The sequence below is a fragment of the Azospirillum sp. UENF 111221 genome (assembly GCF_058780625.1).
The window spans coordinates 308757-325479 of record NZ_JBSNCH010000003.1; the positions used below are offsets into that span (position 1 = coordinate 308757).

Genomic DNA, 16723 nt, shown 5'->3' on the forward strand with positions numbered 1-16723 from the left:
CCCCTCTCCCTCCCCGGGGAGAGGGGATTGCAGTTTTTTCCTACGCCACGATCCGTACCGGCACCCCCTTCGCGGCGGGCGTCTTCGACGCCTCGTCGTGATACCACAGCGGAATCAGCGGGTTCATCTCCGGGTAGTACGCCCCGACGCAGCCGCGCGGCAGCTGGAAGGGCGTCACCGTCAGCCCTCCCACCCGGCGGTCGACGTCGTCGCCGGCATCGCTCGCCAGCGCCACCACCTGACCCTCGCGCAAGCCGGCGGCGGCGATGTCCTGCGGGTTCATCAGCAGCACGTCGCGGGTGCCCTCGATGCCGCGCAGGCGGTCGGAGTAGCCGTAGATCGTCGTGTTGAACTGGTCGTTCGACCGCATCGTCATCAGCCGCCAGCGGCCCGGCGCATCCTCGAAGCCGATGGCGCGCAGACGGCCCGGCGGGGTGAAGTGGGCCTTGCCGGACTCCGTCTTCCAGATCCGCTCGCGTGCCGGGTTGCCGCGGTAGAAGCCGCCGGGGGTGAAGACCCGCTCGTTGAAATGGTGGAACTGGTCGGGATAGGTCGCCTCGATCTGGGCACGGATGCGGCGGTAATCGGCCACCCACGCGTCCCATTTTACCTTCGGGTTGGGCGGCAGGGTCGCCTTCGCCATGCCGGCGACGATGGCGACCTCCGATTTCAGATGCGGGCTGGCCGGCGTGTTGTTGCCGAGCGAGCCGTGGATGCAGCTCAGGCTGTCCTCCATCGTTACCGCCTGCGCGCCGCTCTCCTGCACATCCTCCTCCGCCCGGCCCAGGCAGGGCAGCAGATAGGCGACCTCGCCGTTGATCAGGTGGCTGCGGTTCAGCCTGGTCGCGATCTGCACGGTCAGGCGCAGGCGCGACCAGGCCGCCTCCATCCGCTCGCGCTCGGGGATGGCGCGGACGAAGTTACCGCCGAACCCGATGAAGGCCTTCACCTCGCCCGACAGGATCTTCTCGCAGGCCTTGACGGTGTTCAGCCCCTCCTTGCGCGGCGGCTCGAAGCCGTACTGTTCGGCCAGCCGGTCGAGCGGCACCAGCTCCGGCTTTTCGGAGATGCCGACGGTGCGCTGGCCCTGGACGTTGGAATGGCCGCGCACCGGCGAAATGCCGGCGCCGTCGCGGCCGATGTTGCCCTTCAGCAGCCACAGATTGACCAGAGCCCCCAGCGTCTCCGAGCCGTGCACCTGCTGGGTCAGGCCCATGCCGTACATGGCGATGGAGCGTTCCGCCTCGATGTAGATGTCGGCGGCCTGCTTTAGGTCGGCGCGGGTCAGGCCGGACTCCTCCTCGATCTCCTCCCAGCCGATGGCGTCGACCCGCGCCTTCATCTCCTCGAATCCGGCCGTGTGCTGGGCGATGAAGTCGTGGTCGAGGATATGTTTGCCGTCCGCCTTCCGCTCCTTCTCGGCGGCCAGCACATGCTTGATCAGGCCGGTGATCGCGGCGATGTCGCCGCCGGTCTTGACCTGGAAATAGAGGGTGGAGATTTGGGTGTCCTTGCCCGTCAGCATCTCCAGCGGGCTCTGCGGGTTGCGGAAGCTCTCCAGACCCTTTTCCCGCACGGGGTTGAAGGTGACGATCTTCGCGCCGCGCTTCACCGCGTCCTGCAACGGGTGGAGCAGGCGGGGGCTGTTCGACCCGGTGTTCTGGCCGAAGAAGAAGATGGCGTTGCAGCTCTCGAAATCGTCGAGCACGCAGGTGCCGACCGGCGAGCCGATCACCGTCTTCAGCCCGACCGAGGTCGTCTCGTGGCACATGTTGGAGCTGTCGGGCAGATTGTTGTGCCCGTAGAGCCGCGCGAACAGCGCGTAGAGATAGGAGGTCTCCAGGCTGGCGCGGCCCGAGGCGTAGAACACCGCCTGTTCCGGGGCGATGGCGCGCAGCTCCGCCCCGATGGCGGCGAAGGCCTCGTCCCAGCCGCAGGGCACATAGCGGTCGCCGGCGCGGTCATAGCGCATCGGGTGGGTCAGCCGCCCCTGCTGCTCCAGATCGTAATCCTTCCAGCCCTTCAGCTCCGTGACCGTGTGCTGGGCGAAGAAGTCGGGAGTGCAGCGCCGGCTGGTCAGTTCCCAGATCGTCGCCTTGGCGCCGTTCTCGCAGAACTCGAAGGCGCGGGGCTTGGCCGGCTTGGCCCAGGCGCAGGACACGCACATGAAGCCGCCGGGCTTGTTCTGCCGGCGCAGCGTGTCGAGCACGGCGGGGGTCGGCCGTTCCTCCCCCATGATGCGGGCCATCGACCCGACCGACCCCCAGCCTCCGGCCGGACCGTCGTAATGCGGGGTGTCCTTGTCGTCCGACAGGCCGTCGATGCTCATGGGGCGATACTCTGGGGAGTGGTCTTGCGACATTTCGGGGGCAGGCTCCTGGGACCGGAACGTCGGTTCCGACAAGGATCCAACCCGGCGGACGGCTTCGGGTTCCCCGAACCGGTCAGCGCTTCTTCTGGGAACTGGTGTTCCGGACATCCGGCTTGGACAGCACTGCGCGCAGCAGTTCGGCGTTCTTGCGTGCCTCCTGCTTCTGGCTGTCCCAATTGGCGGCGATCAGGTCCTGGCCGCGTTCGCGGGCATAGTCGCCCAGGCGCTGGAACAGCTCCACCCGTTCCTCGTGGGTCCGCAGGGCGACCCAAAGGGCCGTTTCCATCGCTTCGGCCTGCGCCGCCTCCATGCTGTCGGGGCTGTAGGCATGGCCGACATGGCAGCGGAAGCGCAGCACCGGTCCGTCATGGATCTCGCTCAGGCCGCCGCCGCATTCCGGACAGGACAGGGTGGTCGGCTTGCCGACCGCGTTGGTGTCTTCTGACACGGCTGTGAACTCCTGCTCGGCGATCCGCGCCTCCGTGGCGACATCGAGCGGCACGGGTGGGCCAGATGGGGCCGGTTCGGCGGCCAGCCGGTACAGCAGGGCCGGCATATGGGCGAGCGGCAGGACGTGATCGGCCTCGCCTTTGTCGATGGCGCTTTGCGGCATTCCCGGCCATTCGGCATCGTCCGGATCCTGGACGACGCCGATGCCGCCGCAGCGGCGGATCGCCCGCAGGCCGGACGTGCCGTCATCCAGGGTGCCCGACAGCACGACGCCGACGACACGGCTGCCGAAGGCGACCCCGGCCGAGCGGAACAGCGGGTCCACCGCCGGCCGGGTCCGGTTCTCCCGCGGGCCGCGGCGGACCAGCACCCGGTCGCGGTGGACCAGCAGATGGTGGTCGGGCGGCGCCACATGGATGTGACTGGGGCGGATCGGTTCGCCATCCACGGGATGGAAGGCCGGCAGCCAGCCGATCCGTTCCAGCAACTGCGGCAGGACGCTGGTGGCATTGGGCGTGATGTGGAGAACGACGAACACAGTCGGCGCCCATCCTTTCGGCATCGCGCCGAACAGGCGGGTGAGAGCGGTCAACCCGCCGGCCGACGCACCGATGGCGATGATGTCGCGATTCTCCATGAAACCAGAACAGGTCCGCATCCGCGGCGTTTCACGATTGGCTGAATAATTCACCTGTTGCTTGCAGCAGTTCCCGGGAAGGGCGTAGGTCTCCACGTCGCTTGAGCCGGGGGCGGGCAGGCGATTATGCTTGTCCCGACACCGTCATGACGCAGACTGATGACCAAGAAGACCGACGATCCCGACAGCGATTTCAACAATCTGATCCGTCACATCCAGGAAAGCCGCGGCATCGATTTCCGCGGTTACAAACGCACGAGCCTGGAGCGGCGCATCCGCCGGCGGATGGAGGAGGTCGGCTGCGACAGCTTCGCTGCCTACCACGCCTTTCTGGAAGTCCACCCGCAGGAATTCGTCGATCTTCTGAACACCGTCCTCATCAACGTCACCTCCTTCTTCCGCGACACCGAGTCGTGGGAGGTTCTGCGGCGGGAGGTCGTTCCCCGCATCCTGGAGCGCAAGGGCGACAAGGGGGCGATCCGCATCTGGAGCGTCGGCTGTGCCTCGGGCGAGGAGCCCTATTCGCTGGCGATGATGTTCGCGGAGGTGCTGGGGACTGTGGACTTCTGCCGCCGCGTCAAGATCTACGCCACCGATCTGGACGATGCGGCGCTGAACACCGCGCGCCACGCCACCTATGCGCCGCGCGACGTGGAATCGGTGCCGGAGCCGCTGCTGGAACGCTATTTCGAGCGCATCGGCAATCATTACGTGTTCCAGCGCGACCTGCGCAAATGCGTGATCTTCGGCCGCCACAATGTGGTCAGCGACGCGCCGATCTCCCGCATCGACCTGCTGATCTGCCGCAACCTGCTGATCTATCTGGAGGCCGACACCCAGGGCGTCGTCCTGCCGCGGCTGCATTACGCCCTGGTCAATGACGGCTTCCTGTTCCTGGGCAAGGCCGAAACCCAGCTGGCCCGGTCGCGCATGTTCGAGCCGGTCGACCTGAAGAGCCGCATCTTCGCCAAGGTGCCGCAGGAATGGCGGCGGAGTGCCGGCGGAAGCCTGTCGCTGGCCAACGACGCCGGCGGCCCCCGCGTCAACCAGCAGATGCGGCTGCTGGAGAGCATCGTCGACAGCAGCTCCACCGGCTATCTGGCGGTGAACGCCGAAGGGGTGCTGGTCTTCGCCAACACCCATGCCCGCCGCCTGTTCGACGTCGAGGAAACCGACATCGGCCGCCCGTTCCACGACCTGACCATCTCCTACCGTCCGACCGAGCTGCGCAGCCGGATCGAGGAGGTGCGAACCTCCGGCCGCATGGTCCGCATCGAACACCAGCCCTTCACCCGGCCGGAGGCCGAGCCGGTCCGCCTGACCATCGAGGTGGCGCCGCTCCACAGCCGCGACGGCAAGGCCTTCGCCACTCTGCTCAGCTTCTTCGACACCAGCCGCATCTTCCTGTTGCAGCAGGAGATCGAGGCGGCACAGGAAAGCCTGGAGACGACCATCGAGGAACTCCAATCCTCCAACGAGGAGCTGGAGACGACCAATGAGGAACTCCAGTCCACCAACGAAGAGCTGGAAACGACCAACGAGGAACTCCAGTCCACCAACGAGGAACTGGAGACGATGAACGAGGAGCTGCGCTCCACCAACGAAGAGCTGGAGGTCGCCAACGAGGAGATGCGCCGGCAGAGCGAGGAGGCGGGCGAGTATCGCCGCTATTCCGAATCGATCCTGCGCAGCATCGACGTCGGCATCATCGTTCTGGACGACAACCTCACCGTCCAGTCCTGGAACCGCTGGAGCGAGAATGTCTGGGGCCTGCGCAACGAGGAGGTGGCCGGAGAGCTGTTCCTGGATCTGGACATCGGCCTGCCGGTTCAGCGGCTGCGCCGCCCCCTGCACGACATCCTGACGACGCAGGCTCCGGCGGAGCCGGTGGAGATGGAGGCGATGGACCGCCGCGGCCGGCGCATCGCCTGCCGCATCCGTCTGTCGCCTCTGCTCTACGACAACCGGGCAGCCCGTGGGGCCGTGCTGATCATCGAGGACGTGACGGAACGGGCGCGGTCCGACGCCTTCGTCGAGTATCTGGGGCGCATCATCGGCCAGTCCCTGAACGAGGTCTATTTCCTCGACGCCGCCAATTTCAATTTTCAGCTGGTCAACAAGGGAGCGGAGGAAAAGCTGGGCTATTCGCTGGATGCGCTGCGCCAGATCGCGCTGCACGACCTGATGCCGGACATCGACGCGGCCGCCTTCAGCCGGCTGGTCGGGCCGCTGCTGTCCGGGGAAAAGGCGGAGATCGTCCTTGAAACCACCATCGAGCGTCCCGACCAATCGGTCCGCCCGGTTGAGCTTTGCATGCAGTATTTCGGTGAGGAACAGCCGCCGATCCTCGTCGCCCTGGCCCATGACGTGACCGAACGGCAGCGGATCGGCCTCGATGACAGCCGCGTGGAGGCGGCCAGCAATTGATCGTCAGGCCGATTTATACGATGGCGGCGCGTGGAGGTCGCGAAAGGTCCGGTTGTGATCAGGGTGGCCGATGCTGGCCACCCCGCCTGTACTCGATCCGGCTCATATCAACTGGCCTAAAGGAATAGGGTGGAACTGCGGCTGACTGTGACAGTTTAGATAATGAACCTACGGCTGGTTTGTCTGAACGACTCGATGCAAAGTTGCTCATTGGTGGCGCTGGCAGGGGCTGCACAGGATGTCGGATGCGCACGGATACAAGGGAGCGGAGCGGGTCGCGACCACTGGCGTGAAGGCTAGGCCGCTGATCGTGCAGCCCCTTTGGGACCACATGGACCATGCCGTCATCGTTACCGACTGCAATCTCGATGCGCCGGGACCGATCGTCCTCTATGTCAACCGGGCCTTCACCACCCTGACCGGCTATCGGGCGGACGAGGCCATCGGCCGTTCCCCACGCTTCCTGCAATGCCGCCGCACCGATCCCGCCGTGTCCGCGACCATCCGGCGTGACCTGCGGCAAAACGGTGCGGCCCGCGTTTCCCTTGTCAACCGCCGCAAGGACGGCAGCGACTATCTGTGCAGCCTCGTCATCACGCCACTGGTTGGGGTGCGCGGCGAAACCGAGCATTTCATCTGCGTGGCCCAGGCCCTGAAGGAAGACCGCACTCCCGACGCGCTGATGCGCCTGTCGGCCGAGCTGGAGCAGGCGCAGACGCTGATCGAGGATCTGGAGCGGCGTCAAAGCGACGCCGATGAGTTGATCGACCGTCAGCATCGTGAAATGGCGATCGTGACGGAGCGCTACCGCGAGTCCCTGTCTCAGCTGGATGCGATCCAGGAAAGGTTGGCCATCCGCGAGACTGCGCTGGACCGCCGCGGCAGGGATTTCGAGCGCTCGGATTCCGAACTGAACGCCTCGCTGGAAGAGCTGCGAGCGATGGACGAGGAACTTCGCGCCACGCTGGAGCAGATGGAGGACTCCAACATCCAGCTTGCCCAGGTCAACGAGGAACTCCGTCGCCTCCAGGCCGCCGATGCCGACAAGCTGCAGCTCCTGGCATCGGCCAGCCACGACCTGCGCCAGCCGGTGATGTCGATGGGGCTGTTCCTCGATGTCCTGCGCAACCGCCTGGGCGAGGCGGAGCGGCCGATCATGGGCGGGCTTCTGGCGGCACACCTGTCGATCCGCACCCTGCTGGACGGCATGCTGGACACTGCGAGGCTGGACGCCGGAGCGATAGAGCCGGTGGTCGAGACATTGCCGGTCGCCCTGATGCTAGAAATCATCCATGGCGAATTCATGCCGCAGGCCGAAATGCGCGGCCTACGCTTCCGCGCCGTTCCCAGCACCGCGATGGTGGTCAGCGACCCCCAGCTGCTGGAGCGCATCCTGCGGAACCTCGTCGCCAACGCGCTGAAATACACCGTGTCCGGCAAAATCCTGCTGGGCTGCCGCCGCTGCGGCGATTGCCTGCGCATCGAGGTGTGGGACACCGGCCCCGGCATCCCCGAGCACAGCCAGCAGGCCATATTCGAGGAGTTCCGGCAGCTCGACAATCCGAGCCATGATCAGAAACACGGCGTCGGGCTGGGGCTGGCGATCGTCTCGCGGCTCGCCGGCCGGCTCGGTCATCAGGTTCAGTTGCGCTCCTGGCCGAACCGTGGATCGGTCTTCTCGGTGACGGTTCCGCTGGCCGAACGTAAAAGGCGCAAGCGCCGCCGTTGATGGTGTGGCTTGCCACCTTCGGTTTGGAGGACGGTTATCCCCATGCGCCGTCTACGTGCCGATGGAACGGTTCATCCCAAGGCCAAATCGGTCCAAAGTCGCATCATGGCCCTGCGTCTCTATGGCCAAGTGGCACTTTTGCACGAGTAAAGGGGAACAAACGTGGATCATCACGTGCAGCACGCTCATGACTCAGCAAAGTTGGATCAGGCGTCCGACCGCCGGGGCTTGTCCGGCGCTCCCCTCAAGTTCCTGATCGTCGACGACCATGCCCTGGTCCGCTACGGCCTGTCGCTGGCCTTGCAGCAGCGCTATGAGGACGTCGCGATCGTCGAGGCGGGATCGCTGGCCGATGCCACGCGCAAGGCGCACTCCGAACCGGGTCTCACCGCCATCCTCTACGATCTTCAGATGGGCGACGCTGACGAGCACAGCGGTTTGGCCGAGATGCTGGAGGCGGCCGGCGATGTGCCGGTGATCGTGGTTTCGGGGGTGACCGACGGCAACGTCATCGCCTCCTGCATCCGCGCCGGTGCCCGCGGCTTCGTCCACAAGGGATGCGACGGCACGGTGCTCGACCAGGCGCTGCCCATTGTGCTGGAAGGCGGCATCTTCGCCCCGGCGCCGCCGGCCGTGCGCGGCGGCACGCCGATCCGCATTCCGCTGCCGGCCTCCGCGACGCCGGTCCGCACCGAAGGCGATGCCGTCAACAGCCTGACCGACCGTCAGCGCGAGGTGCTTCGCCTGCTTCTGGAAGGCCAGTCGAACAAGGAGATCGCCCGTGCGCTGGGTGTGCTGGAGGGCACCATCAAGGTCCATCTGCGCACCGTGATGCAGCGGCTGGGCGTTCGCAACCGCACCCAACTGGCGCTGGCGACCATGAAGTCGGGGATCAAGCTGTCGTCCTGATCGGTAAAGGGTGGGGGCTATTGCGGCGTCGGGCCGATGCCGCGTTGCTGGGCGGCGTCCAGCAGGCTGACGAGTTCGCCCGACACCCACCAGCGGCAGCGGCGGCGCTCCTCGGTCGCGACGGTCACGACGCGCTCGATCAGCCTGCTTTCCCCGGCGTTCAGCTCACGGCCATCGCGCAGGGCCCGCTCGGCGATGCCCAGCAGGGTCTTGTCGATGGCCGTCACCTCGATGGGGTAGCCGGCCTCCTCCGCCAGTTCGCACAGATCGGCCATGGCCGACAGCGCGTCCTCCCGGCCATAGGCGCCGATCTGCCGGAACAGGGCGGCCAGATGCTCCCCGATTGCCGTCAGCCAGGGGTTGGTCGAGGCGGCGATGCCGCGGCGGCGCAGCCGGTGGTTGAAGCCGTTGATGAAACGCACCGGGTCGATCAGCGGCCGGGCGGAGGTGCTGGCGTTCAGGGTCAGCAGCCGGTGGCTCAGCACCGGCACCACCTCGCCCTCGACCAGCCCGGTCACCCGGCCGACGGCGGCCGAGACCGCCGCCCAGTTGCGTCCGCCGCGCTCGACGCCGAAGCCCTGCAACGCGTCGTACCAGCGGAAGGCACGTTCCTGCAGGCGGTCCACCGTCTCGCCCGCCGTCAGCTGCGGCGGGGCAGGGCGGCTGAGATGCAGATCCTCCAGCTTCTGGCGCAGGCATTGCCAGGCGAACTGCACATGCCCGACCGCCGCCTCCACCAATGCCGGGCTGGGGGACATGCCATGGAGGGCCAGCGCCTGATCGGGATCGCGCGACCCGTTGATCAGGGAGAGCGCATAGTGCATCGCGCCGTCGGCCGAGCCGTGCTCCGCCATCTCCGACACGGCGTGCAGGATGCCGATGGTGTCGCGCGGACGGACCATCCCCTTCCACAGCGGCGCATGTTCCAGCATGGAGTCCAGCATCGCCAGATCGCCCATCGACAGCGGCGCCACGCCGGCCAGCCCGCGCTTGCGCAGCAGCGTCAGCCGTTCGGCGTTGGCGGTCGCCAGCAGCGGCCCGGCCACGCCGCGCTGGCGCAGGACGGCCAGCGAGCGGACGCGAAGCTCCTCCGCCCAGTCCGCTGCGGCGGTGGAGGCGAGGACCCTGTCCAGCGGATGTTCGCTGGCACGGGCGGCGATGTCGGACTGCACCCGTCCGGCCAGTTCGCGCAGATGCGGCAGCAGGGCGAACCACCAGGCACTGGCGTCGACCACATGCATGCAGCCGGGCGGCCGGCTTTCCGCCAGCATCAGCTGGTCGGTGCGCAGCATCACCGGATCGAACCAGCCGGTCCAGATGCGGCGCGCATGTTCGGTGCGCGGGCCGTTCAGCATGGCGACGATCAGCCGGCCGACCTCCACCGTCATCTGATCGTCTTCCAGATGCCCGGCCTGCACCAGCTCGAACAGCTTGGATTTCTGCGCCCGGTCCAGCGGAGCCAGAATCGCCTTCACCTTGTCCAGGCTGACGGAAGCCGGATCGGGTTCGACCGCGCGGAGCGGAGCGGTCAGAAGGGAGGCGCTGCGGTTGGGGCGGCCGGCCATTGGCGTTCACGGGCGCTGCTGAATCACGGCAATTTTAGGTACTGGCACGAATGATTGCTACTGGTATGTCGTGACATATTCTGTCGAGCTGTGTCGGAGCCGTTTCTTGCAGCACCTCCGCAACTTTTGGCCGACGGGCCGACACAATTGAAACGAGATGCATCAAATGCATCCAAAATTTATTTCATTTAAGCGCTAAATCGTCCCTTCACACATGTGTCCCGTACACCCATTATGGGGTCAGGCATCGCCTCACGCATCAAGGCGCTCACATGGTTCCGCAACAGATCGCCGACACCGCTCCCAGGTTGTTCAAAGTCATGACCCAGGCCGACTCCCGCAAGGCAGAGAAGATCGGACCCGAGCAGGCGGCAGACGATTTCGTCGCCCGTCTCGCCGCGGCCGGCCTGCCGGCCGACGAGCGGGCCGAGGCCTACGAGGCGGCGCTGAAGCGGCTGATGGCACACCTGATCCGGCAGGAAGGCTGGCTCGCCGAGGAATTCACCGCCGTCGCCCGGTCGCTCGGCGCCTACTGACCGCTTCCGCCGTCCACACGCCGGCCGCCCGTCCACTCAGGACCGGCGGCCTTTTTGCGTTTGTGGAGCGTTTGCAGAGGGTGGCCGTCCTCCCCTCTCCCCGGCGGGAAGAGGGGATGGCCACTGCCCTCACCGCTCGTTGAAGCTGTCGGACAGGGCGAAGTAGATCGGCTTCAGCAGATATTCCAGCAGCGACCGCTCGCCGGTGGGCAGCTCCACCTGGGTGGTCATGCCGGGAAGAACCGGGTGCTGGACGTCGTTGCGGCCGACATGGTTGCGGCTGAGCGCCACGACCGCCTTGTAGTAGGGGCGGTGCTGCTCGTCCAGGAAGGTGGAGGCCGAGATGCGCAGCAGTGTGCCGGTGATGGCGCCATAGCGGGCGAAGTCGTAGGTCAGCACCTTGACCGTCGCCTCCTGCCCGACCTGGAGATGGCCGACGTCGCGCGGGGTGACATGCGCCTCCACCGTCATTTCATGGTCGACCGGGACGACCTGCATCAGCACGCCACCTTCCGGCACCACCGCGCCGATGGTGTTGACCCGCAGATCCTGCACCAGCCCGCGCACCGGCGACAGCACGGTCAGGCGCTGGGCACGGTCGTCGAGCTTGGCGCGGGCCTCGCGCAGCTGGGCGATCTCGGCGGTGACGGTTCCCATCTCGGTCACGGCGTCCTGCGACAGCTTGGCCGACTGGTCGAGGATGCGGTTGCCGGCCTCGGTGATCGCTTGGCCGGTGGCGATGATCTGCCCCTCGATCCGCCGCTGCTCACCCATCAGGCGCGACTGCTCGCGCTGGGTTTCCAGCGATTGCAGCTTCGACGACAGGCCCATCGATTCCAGCTTGTTGCGGATGTCGACCGATCCGGTGATGAAGGTGATCTGGTCCTTGATGCTGGCCAACTGCCCCTCATACAGCGCCAGTTCCGCCTCGCGCTGCGACACCTGGGCGCGCAGGACGGCGATGGCGGTGTCGCGGGCCTGGCGCTGGGTGTCGTAGATCAGCTTCTGGTCGGCGACCTGCGACTCCGTCTGCGGCGTGTCGGGACCGGCGACGCGGGCGAAATCGGCGGCCCGCCCGGCGGCGAAGGCGCGCAGCCGCTCCGCCCGCAGTTCCAGCGTCAGCAGCCGGGCATTCATCTGCTCCCGCTCCGCCTGGACCTGCTTGGGGTCGAAGGCGAGCAGCGGCTGGCCGGCCTCCACCAGATCGCCTTCCTTGACCAGGATGGACGACACGATGCCGCCCTCCAGATGCTGGACGACCTGGGCATTGCCGGACGGCACCACCTGCCCGGCGGTGACGACGGCCTCCTTGACCGGCATCAGCGTGGCCCAGGTCAGCAGGGCCGCCATCAGCAGGACCAGCACGAGGATGGTGGCGCGGACCAGCGACAGCGTCGCATCGTCGGCGCTGAGCGATTTGCCGGTGGGGCGGGCGAGGTCTGAAGCGGCCATCTTGCGGTTCACACGGGACTGGAGGAAAGAGCGAAAGGCGTCGGTGCCCGATCGGCGCCAGATCAGCGTTGTGGCGTAGCGGCGACGCCGGGCGGGCGTTGCAGCCCGATCCCACCCAGCAGCGCCCCGGCGATGCCGTTGGCGACGCTGTTGCCGCCGCCCGGGCCGCCGCCCGGGCCGCCATTGGGACCTGTTCCGGGGCCGACCGGACGGGGGCCGGGCAGGCCGCCGGCCGGGGCGGCGGGGCCGATCATGCCGGCATCCATGGTCAGCACCGTGTCGGCCAGCGTCAGGTGGCTCGGCCGGTGGGTGACCAGGAAGATGGTGCTGTGGCTGCGCAGGGCGGCGAGCGCCGCGTGCAGCGCCTTGTCGCCCTCGAAGTCCAGCCGGCTCGCCGGCTCGTCCAGCAGCAGGATGCGCGGACGGCGGATATAGGCGCGGGCCAGACAGAATCTTCTGGGTCAGGCTGGGCGACAGGCGCAGCGACTGGTTGTCGCCGATGCGGGTATCCAGCCCGCGCGGCAGCGCCTCCACCTCGTCCAGCGCGCCGGCCAGCGACAGCGCCCAGCGCAGTTCGGCCTCGTCGGCGGTCTGGTCGGCGAAGCGGAGGTTCTGCGCGATGGTGCCGTAGAACAGCGAGCTGGCTTGCGGCACATAGCCGATGGACTTGCGCAGGTCGACCGGGTCCATCTGGCGGATGTCGACGCCGTCGACCCGCACATTGCCGGCCTGCGGCGCATAGAGCCCCAGCATCACCTTCAGCAGCGACGACTTGCCGGCGCCGTCCGGCCCGACGATGGCGACGATCTGCCCCGGCTTGACGGTGAAGGTCACGCCGACCAGCGCCGGATCGGCATCGTTGCGGTAGCGCAGCGACACGCGGGAGAAGGAGACCTCGCCCTTCAGCCGGCGCGGCTGCAAGGTGGCGCAGCGCGGCTCGCGCTCCGGCCGGATGCTCATCAGGCCGTTGATCTGGCGGGCGTTGGCGCGCAGCTGCTCGATGCGCGGCAGCATGGAGACGGCGGTCTGCAACGGCACCATCACCCGCCACAGCAGCATCATCGACGCCATCAGCGCGCCCGGCGTCATCGTGCCGGCGAAGACCTGGAGGGCGCCGACGCCGACGGTGGCCAATCCTGCCACCGGCACCACCAGCCCGGCCAGCGCCGCATGGGTCGCCGACAGGTTGGCGGCGGTGTGGCCCGACCGGGCGGTGCGGGCGGACAGCCGGTCATAGCGGTCGCGCCAGTGGGCCAGCCCGCCGATGGCGCGCAGGGCCGGCATCTTGGCGACCATCTCGACGAAGAATTCCTGCCGCTCGGTGTCGGCCCGCGCGGTGATGCCGGTGCGGGCTCGCACCATCGGGTGGACGGCGGCGCCGATTGCGGCGGTGACCAGCACGGCGGCCAGCGGGACGAGGGCCAGCGGCCCGCCCAGCACCGCCATCACCATCAGATAGAACAGGGCGAAGGGCACGTCGAACAGCGCCGCCACCTGCCCCTGGCTGATGAAGTCGCGGATCGACTCCAGGTCCTTCACCCGCGCGATCTGCGTGCCGATGGCCGCCCGCTCGCTCATGCCCACCGGCAGCATCAGGATGCGGTCGATGGTGGCGTTGCTGACGGTGCGGGCGATGCGCGATCCGGCATGGGCCAGCGCCCGGCCACGGATTTGGCGCAGGGCGAAGTCGCCGGCGATGACCAGGAAGGCGCCGACGGCGATGGTGACCAGCGTGTCGAACGACCCGGTGCCGATCACCTTGTCGTAGATCGCCATGGTGAAGAGCGGGGCGGCGACGGACAGCAGGTTGATGACGGCACTCAGCCCCAGCACCGCCCACAGCAGCGGGAAATAGGCGTGGATGACCGAGCCGACCCAGTTCTGGCTCCCGGCGCCGGAGGCGGACTCCAGCGGCGTGAAGACGTAAGCCGTGCCCTTGCCGTAGTTCAGCGTGACCGTTTCGCGCGACTGGCCGCTGAAGGCGGTGACGCCGTCGGCATCGGCCGACAGCAGCGTGTAGATGCCGCCGTCGCGGGCGCGGAACAGGCAGGGCAGCAGCGACGGCTCCGGCCGGCCGAGGTCGAAGCGCAGGCTGCGCCCCTCGAAATGCAGGCGCTGGAACACGTCGCACAGCTCCTCCACCGTCTGCACCTCGGAGAAGTGGGGCAGGGCTTCCGCCAGCGTCTGCGGCGCGCCGCGCCAGCCGAGCGCGTCGAGCAGCGGCACCATGCAGGCGCCGACGGCCGACGCCTCGGCCAGACGGCGGCGCAGGATGTCGCCATCATCATGGGCGGCACGGATCGGCTGCGCATCGGTGCCGGATTCGGCCTCCGGTTCCACGGCGCTGGAGACGGCGGCCACCAGGGCCGGCTGTCCCCCGACGGCATCGGCGGCCGGGTTGCGGGCCACCGCAAGGCCGTCGACGATCTGCACCACCCGGTCGGCCAGCGACAGCAGCGACGGGCGGCTGCTGACCAGCAGGATGGTGACGCTGCCGCGCAACTCGTCCAGCGCACGGCGGAACGCCTTGTCGGACTCGACGTCGAGCGACGAGTTCGGCTCGTCCAGCAGCAGGACGGCCGGTTCGCGGACCAGCGCGCGGGCAAGGCAGATCATCTGGCGGGCACCGCGCGGCAGCGCCTCCTGCGAGGCGTCGCCGACGATGGTCTCGTAGCCCTGCGGCAGGCTGGCGATGCGGCGGTCGAGGCCAAGGCGCCGGCAGACCTCCATCGCCAGATCGGCCCGGCTGGGGTCGAACAGCGTCAGGTTCTGCAGGATGGTGCCTTTGAACAGCTCCGGATGCTCGCCGACATAGACGACGCCGCCGATGCCGATCATGGCGTCGGCCCCGGTCAGGGTGCGCACGCCGACCCGGACCTCGCCGGACCGCGGCCGCAGCACGCCCAGGATCAGGCGCAGAAGCGTCGTCTTGCCCGAACTGTTGGTCGCCACCACGCCCAGCAGCTCGCCCGGCCCGACGCTGAGCGACAGGCCGCTCAGGATCTCCGGCCCGCGGTCATAGGCGAAGACGACCTTGTCCATCTCGATGGAGCCGGGGGCCAGCGGCGTGGCGACCGCACCGTCCGACTCGGGGTTTCCATCCCTGGCGACCGGCGCCGCGGCGCCGTTGGATCCGACCTCCAGCAGGACATGGCCGATGCGGCGCAGGGCCAGCGACACCGACTGGTAGCGCACCCAGCGGTCGAACAGCGCCTGCACCGGCTGGACGCAGCGCCCGGCCAGCATCGAGCAGGCGGTCAGCACGCCGGTGGTCATCGCCCCGTCGATCACCGACACGCTGCCCAGCAGAACCACCAGCATCATCGTCGCCTGCGCCAGCGTGCCGGCGACGACGGAGGCGGTGCCGCTGAGCCGCGCGACGGTGAAGTCCTCCTCGCTGCAGCCCTGTTGCAGGCGCTCGTGGCGGCGCAGCAGGCCGGCCTCGGCCCCCAGCCCCTTCACCGTGTGGACGCCGCCCAGCACCTCGCTGATGAAATTCAGGCGCCGCTCCTCCAGCGTGTGGCGGCTCTCCAGCGCCCGGCGCATCCGCCGGCCCAGCACGGCGCCGACGATCAGGAAAAGCCCCAGCACCGCCACCGGGATCGCCGCCAGCCAGCCGGCCAGCAGGGCGATCAGGCCCAGGTAGAGGGCGGCGAAGGGGATGTCGATGGCCGATTGCAGCGCCTGGCCCGAATAGAATTCCCGCACCAGCTTGATGGCGCGGTAGACCTCGAAATGGGTGCCGATTCCCTGCTGGGAAAAGGCGTTCAGCGGCATGTGCATCAGCCGGTCGATCAGCGACGCGCTCGACTGGTGCTCGATCCTCGCCCCCATCCAGGTGGTCAGCGCCGAACGCGCGACCCGCAGGATCGCCTCCATCACCGCCGCCGCCCCGCAGCCGATGCCGAGCAGAAGCATGGTGCCGGTCGGATTCGTTCGGCAGGATGCGGTCGTAGACGTGCAGCAGCGTGACCGGCAGGGCCAGTCCGAAGATGTTCAGCGCGAAGGATGCGAGGATCAGCATCCCCCGGTCGCGGCGCGGGCCCAGCATGCCGGACAGCAGGCGCCGCGCAGCCTTCTCGGCCGCACGGTTGCTGTCGCCGCGGTCCCGGCCGGTCGAGGCCTTGGCCGAGTCGGCGGAGGATGTGGTGCGGGAAGTGGGCTGAGGGGCGGGCTGCAAGCGGATCGACCTGTTTCACGGAGTTAACCGAGCGCTAATCAACACCATATTTGCTAGTGATAGGTAAATCCGCGAATAGCAACAAAAGGCAACCGAGTGACAAAGCGCGTTGCGCGCGGCCCTTCGGAGTTTGCGCGAAAGCGGTAAAAACCCAACAGTCCCAAGGGATTTCGTTGCCACTGGGTGGGCCCCCTGGGGTAGAGGTGGTGGGCGGTTCAGCGTCCAACATGTTGAAACTCATCACAGGATGTTTCTTATCACAAGCAAGTAGGAGCGCTAGAACCTAGGGTCGTGACGAGTGGTGCGGTGCGATTTCGCGCCCGACTTTATGGAGCGGTCCGATGGCTGAGGAAGCGGTTCAGGGTAAGGTCCCGGCGGTCGACGATCGTCAGATCCTGGACGATCTGACCCTTCTCCAGCAGGTCGACGGTACTCGCCTGGGCGGCGTCATCCATGAAGCGAGCTCG

The 16723-nt window shown here is 67.7% G+C and carries 9 protein-coding genes; 4 read left to right on the forward strand and 5 right to left on the reverse strand.

The features are described 5' to 3' along the window. Positions 1 to 40 precede the first annotated feature (40 nt). Together ACWPN3_RS09835 and ACWPN3_RS09840 are read right to left on the reverse strand one after the other, a co-directional pair. Entirely contained in the window at positions 41 to 2329 is a 2289-nt protein-coding gene (locus ACWPN3_RS09835; RefSeq protein ID WP_492243138.1) for an FdhF/YdeP family oxidoreductase, read from the reverse strand. Between the two features lie 115 nt (positions 2330 to 2444). Next, a complete protein-coding gene (locus ACWPN3_RS09840; protein ID WP_492243139.1) occupies positions 2445 to 3458 on the reverse strand; it encodes a chemotaxis protein CheB in 1014 nt (337 codons plus the stop codon). Positions 3459 to 3617: 159 nt separating this feature from the next. Here ACWPN3_RS09840 and ACWPN3_RS09845 point away from each other — a divergent pair, with 159 nt between their 5' ends. From ACWPN3_RS09845 to ACWPN3_RS09855, 3 genes are all read left to right on the forward strand, one after another. Continuing rightward, positions 3618 to 5885: a CheR family methyltransferase gene (locus tag ACWPN3_RS09845; RefSeq protein WP_492243140.1), complete on the forward strand. Its 2268-nt coding sequence runs from the start codon at positions 3618 to 3620 to the stop codon at positions 5883 to 5885. A 238-nt stretch (positions 5886 to 6123) separates the two neighbouring features. Beyond that, entirely contained in the window at positions 6124 to 7614 is a 1491-nt protein-coding gene (locus ACWPN3_RS09850) for a PAS domain-containing sensor histidine kinase (protein ID WP_492243141.1), read from the forward strand. A 228-nt stretch (positions 7615 to 7842) separates the two neighbouring features. Continuing rightward, positions 7843 to 8523: a LuxR C-terminal-related transcriptional regulator gene (locus ACWPN3_RS09855; protein WP_492243142.1), complete on the forward strand. Its 681-nt coding sequence runs from the start codon at positions 7843 to 7845 to the stop codon at positions 8521 to 8523. Between the two features lie 17 nt (positions 8524 to 8540). Here the strand turns inward: ACWPN3_RS09855 and ACWPN3_RS09860 are convergent, their stop codons facing one another. After that, a complete protein-coding gene (locus tag ACWPN3_RS09860; RefSeq protein ID WP_492243143.1) occupies positions 8541 to 10088 on the reverse strand; it encodes a hypothetical protein in 1548 nt (515 codons plus the stop codon). Positions 10089 to 10408: 320 nt separating this feature from the next. Between ACWPN3_RS09860 and ACWPN3_RS09865 the strand changes: the two genes are divergently transcribed. Beyond that, positions 10409 to 10624, forward strand: coding sequence for a hypothetical protein (locus ACWPN3_RS09865; protein ID WP_492243144.1), 216 nt, complete (start codon positions 10409 to 10411; stop codon positions 10622 to 10624). Between the two features lie 129 nt (positions 10625 to 10753). Here the strand turns inward: ACWPN3_RS09865 and ACWPN3_RS09870 are convergent, their stop codons facing one another. Next, complete coding sequence (locus ACWPN3_RS09870) at positions 10754 to 15994, reverse strand: HlyD family type I secretion periplasmic adaptor subunit (RefSeq protein WP_492261309.1); 5241 nt, start codon at positions 15992 to 15994, stop codon at positions 10754 to 10756. Positions 15995 to 16582: 588 nt separating this feature from the next. Then, entirely contained in the window at positions 16583 to 16711 is a 129-nt protein-coding gene (locus tag ACWPN3_RS09875; RefSeq protein ID WP_492261310.1) for a hypothetical protein, read from the reverse strand. Positions 16712 to 16723 lie beyond the last annotated feature (12 nt).

Excerpts from the sequence above, each read along its gene's own strand:
- ACWPN3_RS09835 (WP_492243138.1), bottom strand. The coding sequence starts at position 2,329 with ATGAGCATCGACGGCCTGTCGGACGACAAGGACACCCCGCATTACGAC.
- ACWPN3_RS09840 (WP_492243139.1), bottom strand. The coding sequence starts at position 3,458 with ATGGAGAATCGCGACATCATCGCCATCGGTGCGTCGGCCGGCGGGTTG.
- ACWPN3_RS09845 (WP_492243140.1), top strand. The coding sequence starts at position 3,618 with ATGACCAAGAAGACCGACGATCCCGACAGCGATTTCAACAATCTGATC.
- ACWPN3_RS09850 (WP_492243141.1), top strand. The coding sequence starts at position 6,124 with ATGTCGGATGCGCACGGATACAAGGGAGCGGAGCGGGTCGCGACCACT.
- ACWPN3_RS09860 (WP_492243143.1), bottom strand. The coding sequence starts at position 10,088 with ATGGCCGGCCGCCCCAACCGCAGCGCCTCCCTTCTGACCGCTCCGCTC.
- ACWPN3_RS09865 (WP_492243144.1), top strand. The coding sequence starts at position 10,409 with ATGACCCAGGCCGACTCCCGCAAGGCAGAGAAGATCGGACCCGAGCAG.
- ACWPN3_RS09870 (WP_492261309.1), bottom strand. The coding sequence starts at position 15,994 with ATGCTTCTGCTCGGCATCGGCTGCGGGGCGGCGGCGGTGATGGAGGCG.
- ACWPN3_RS09875 (WP_492261310.1), bottom strand. The coding sequence starts at position 16,711 with ATGGATGACGCCGCCCAGGCGAGTACCGTCGACCTGCTGGAGAAGGGT.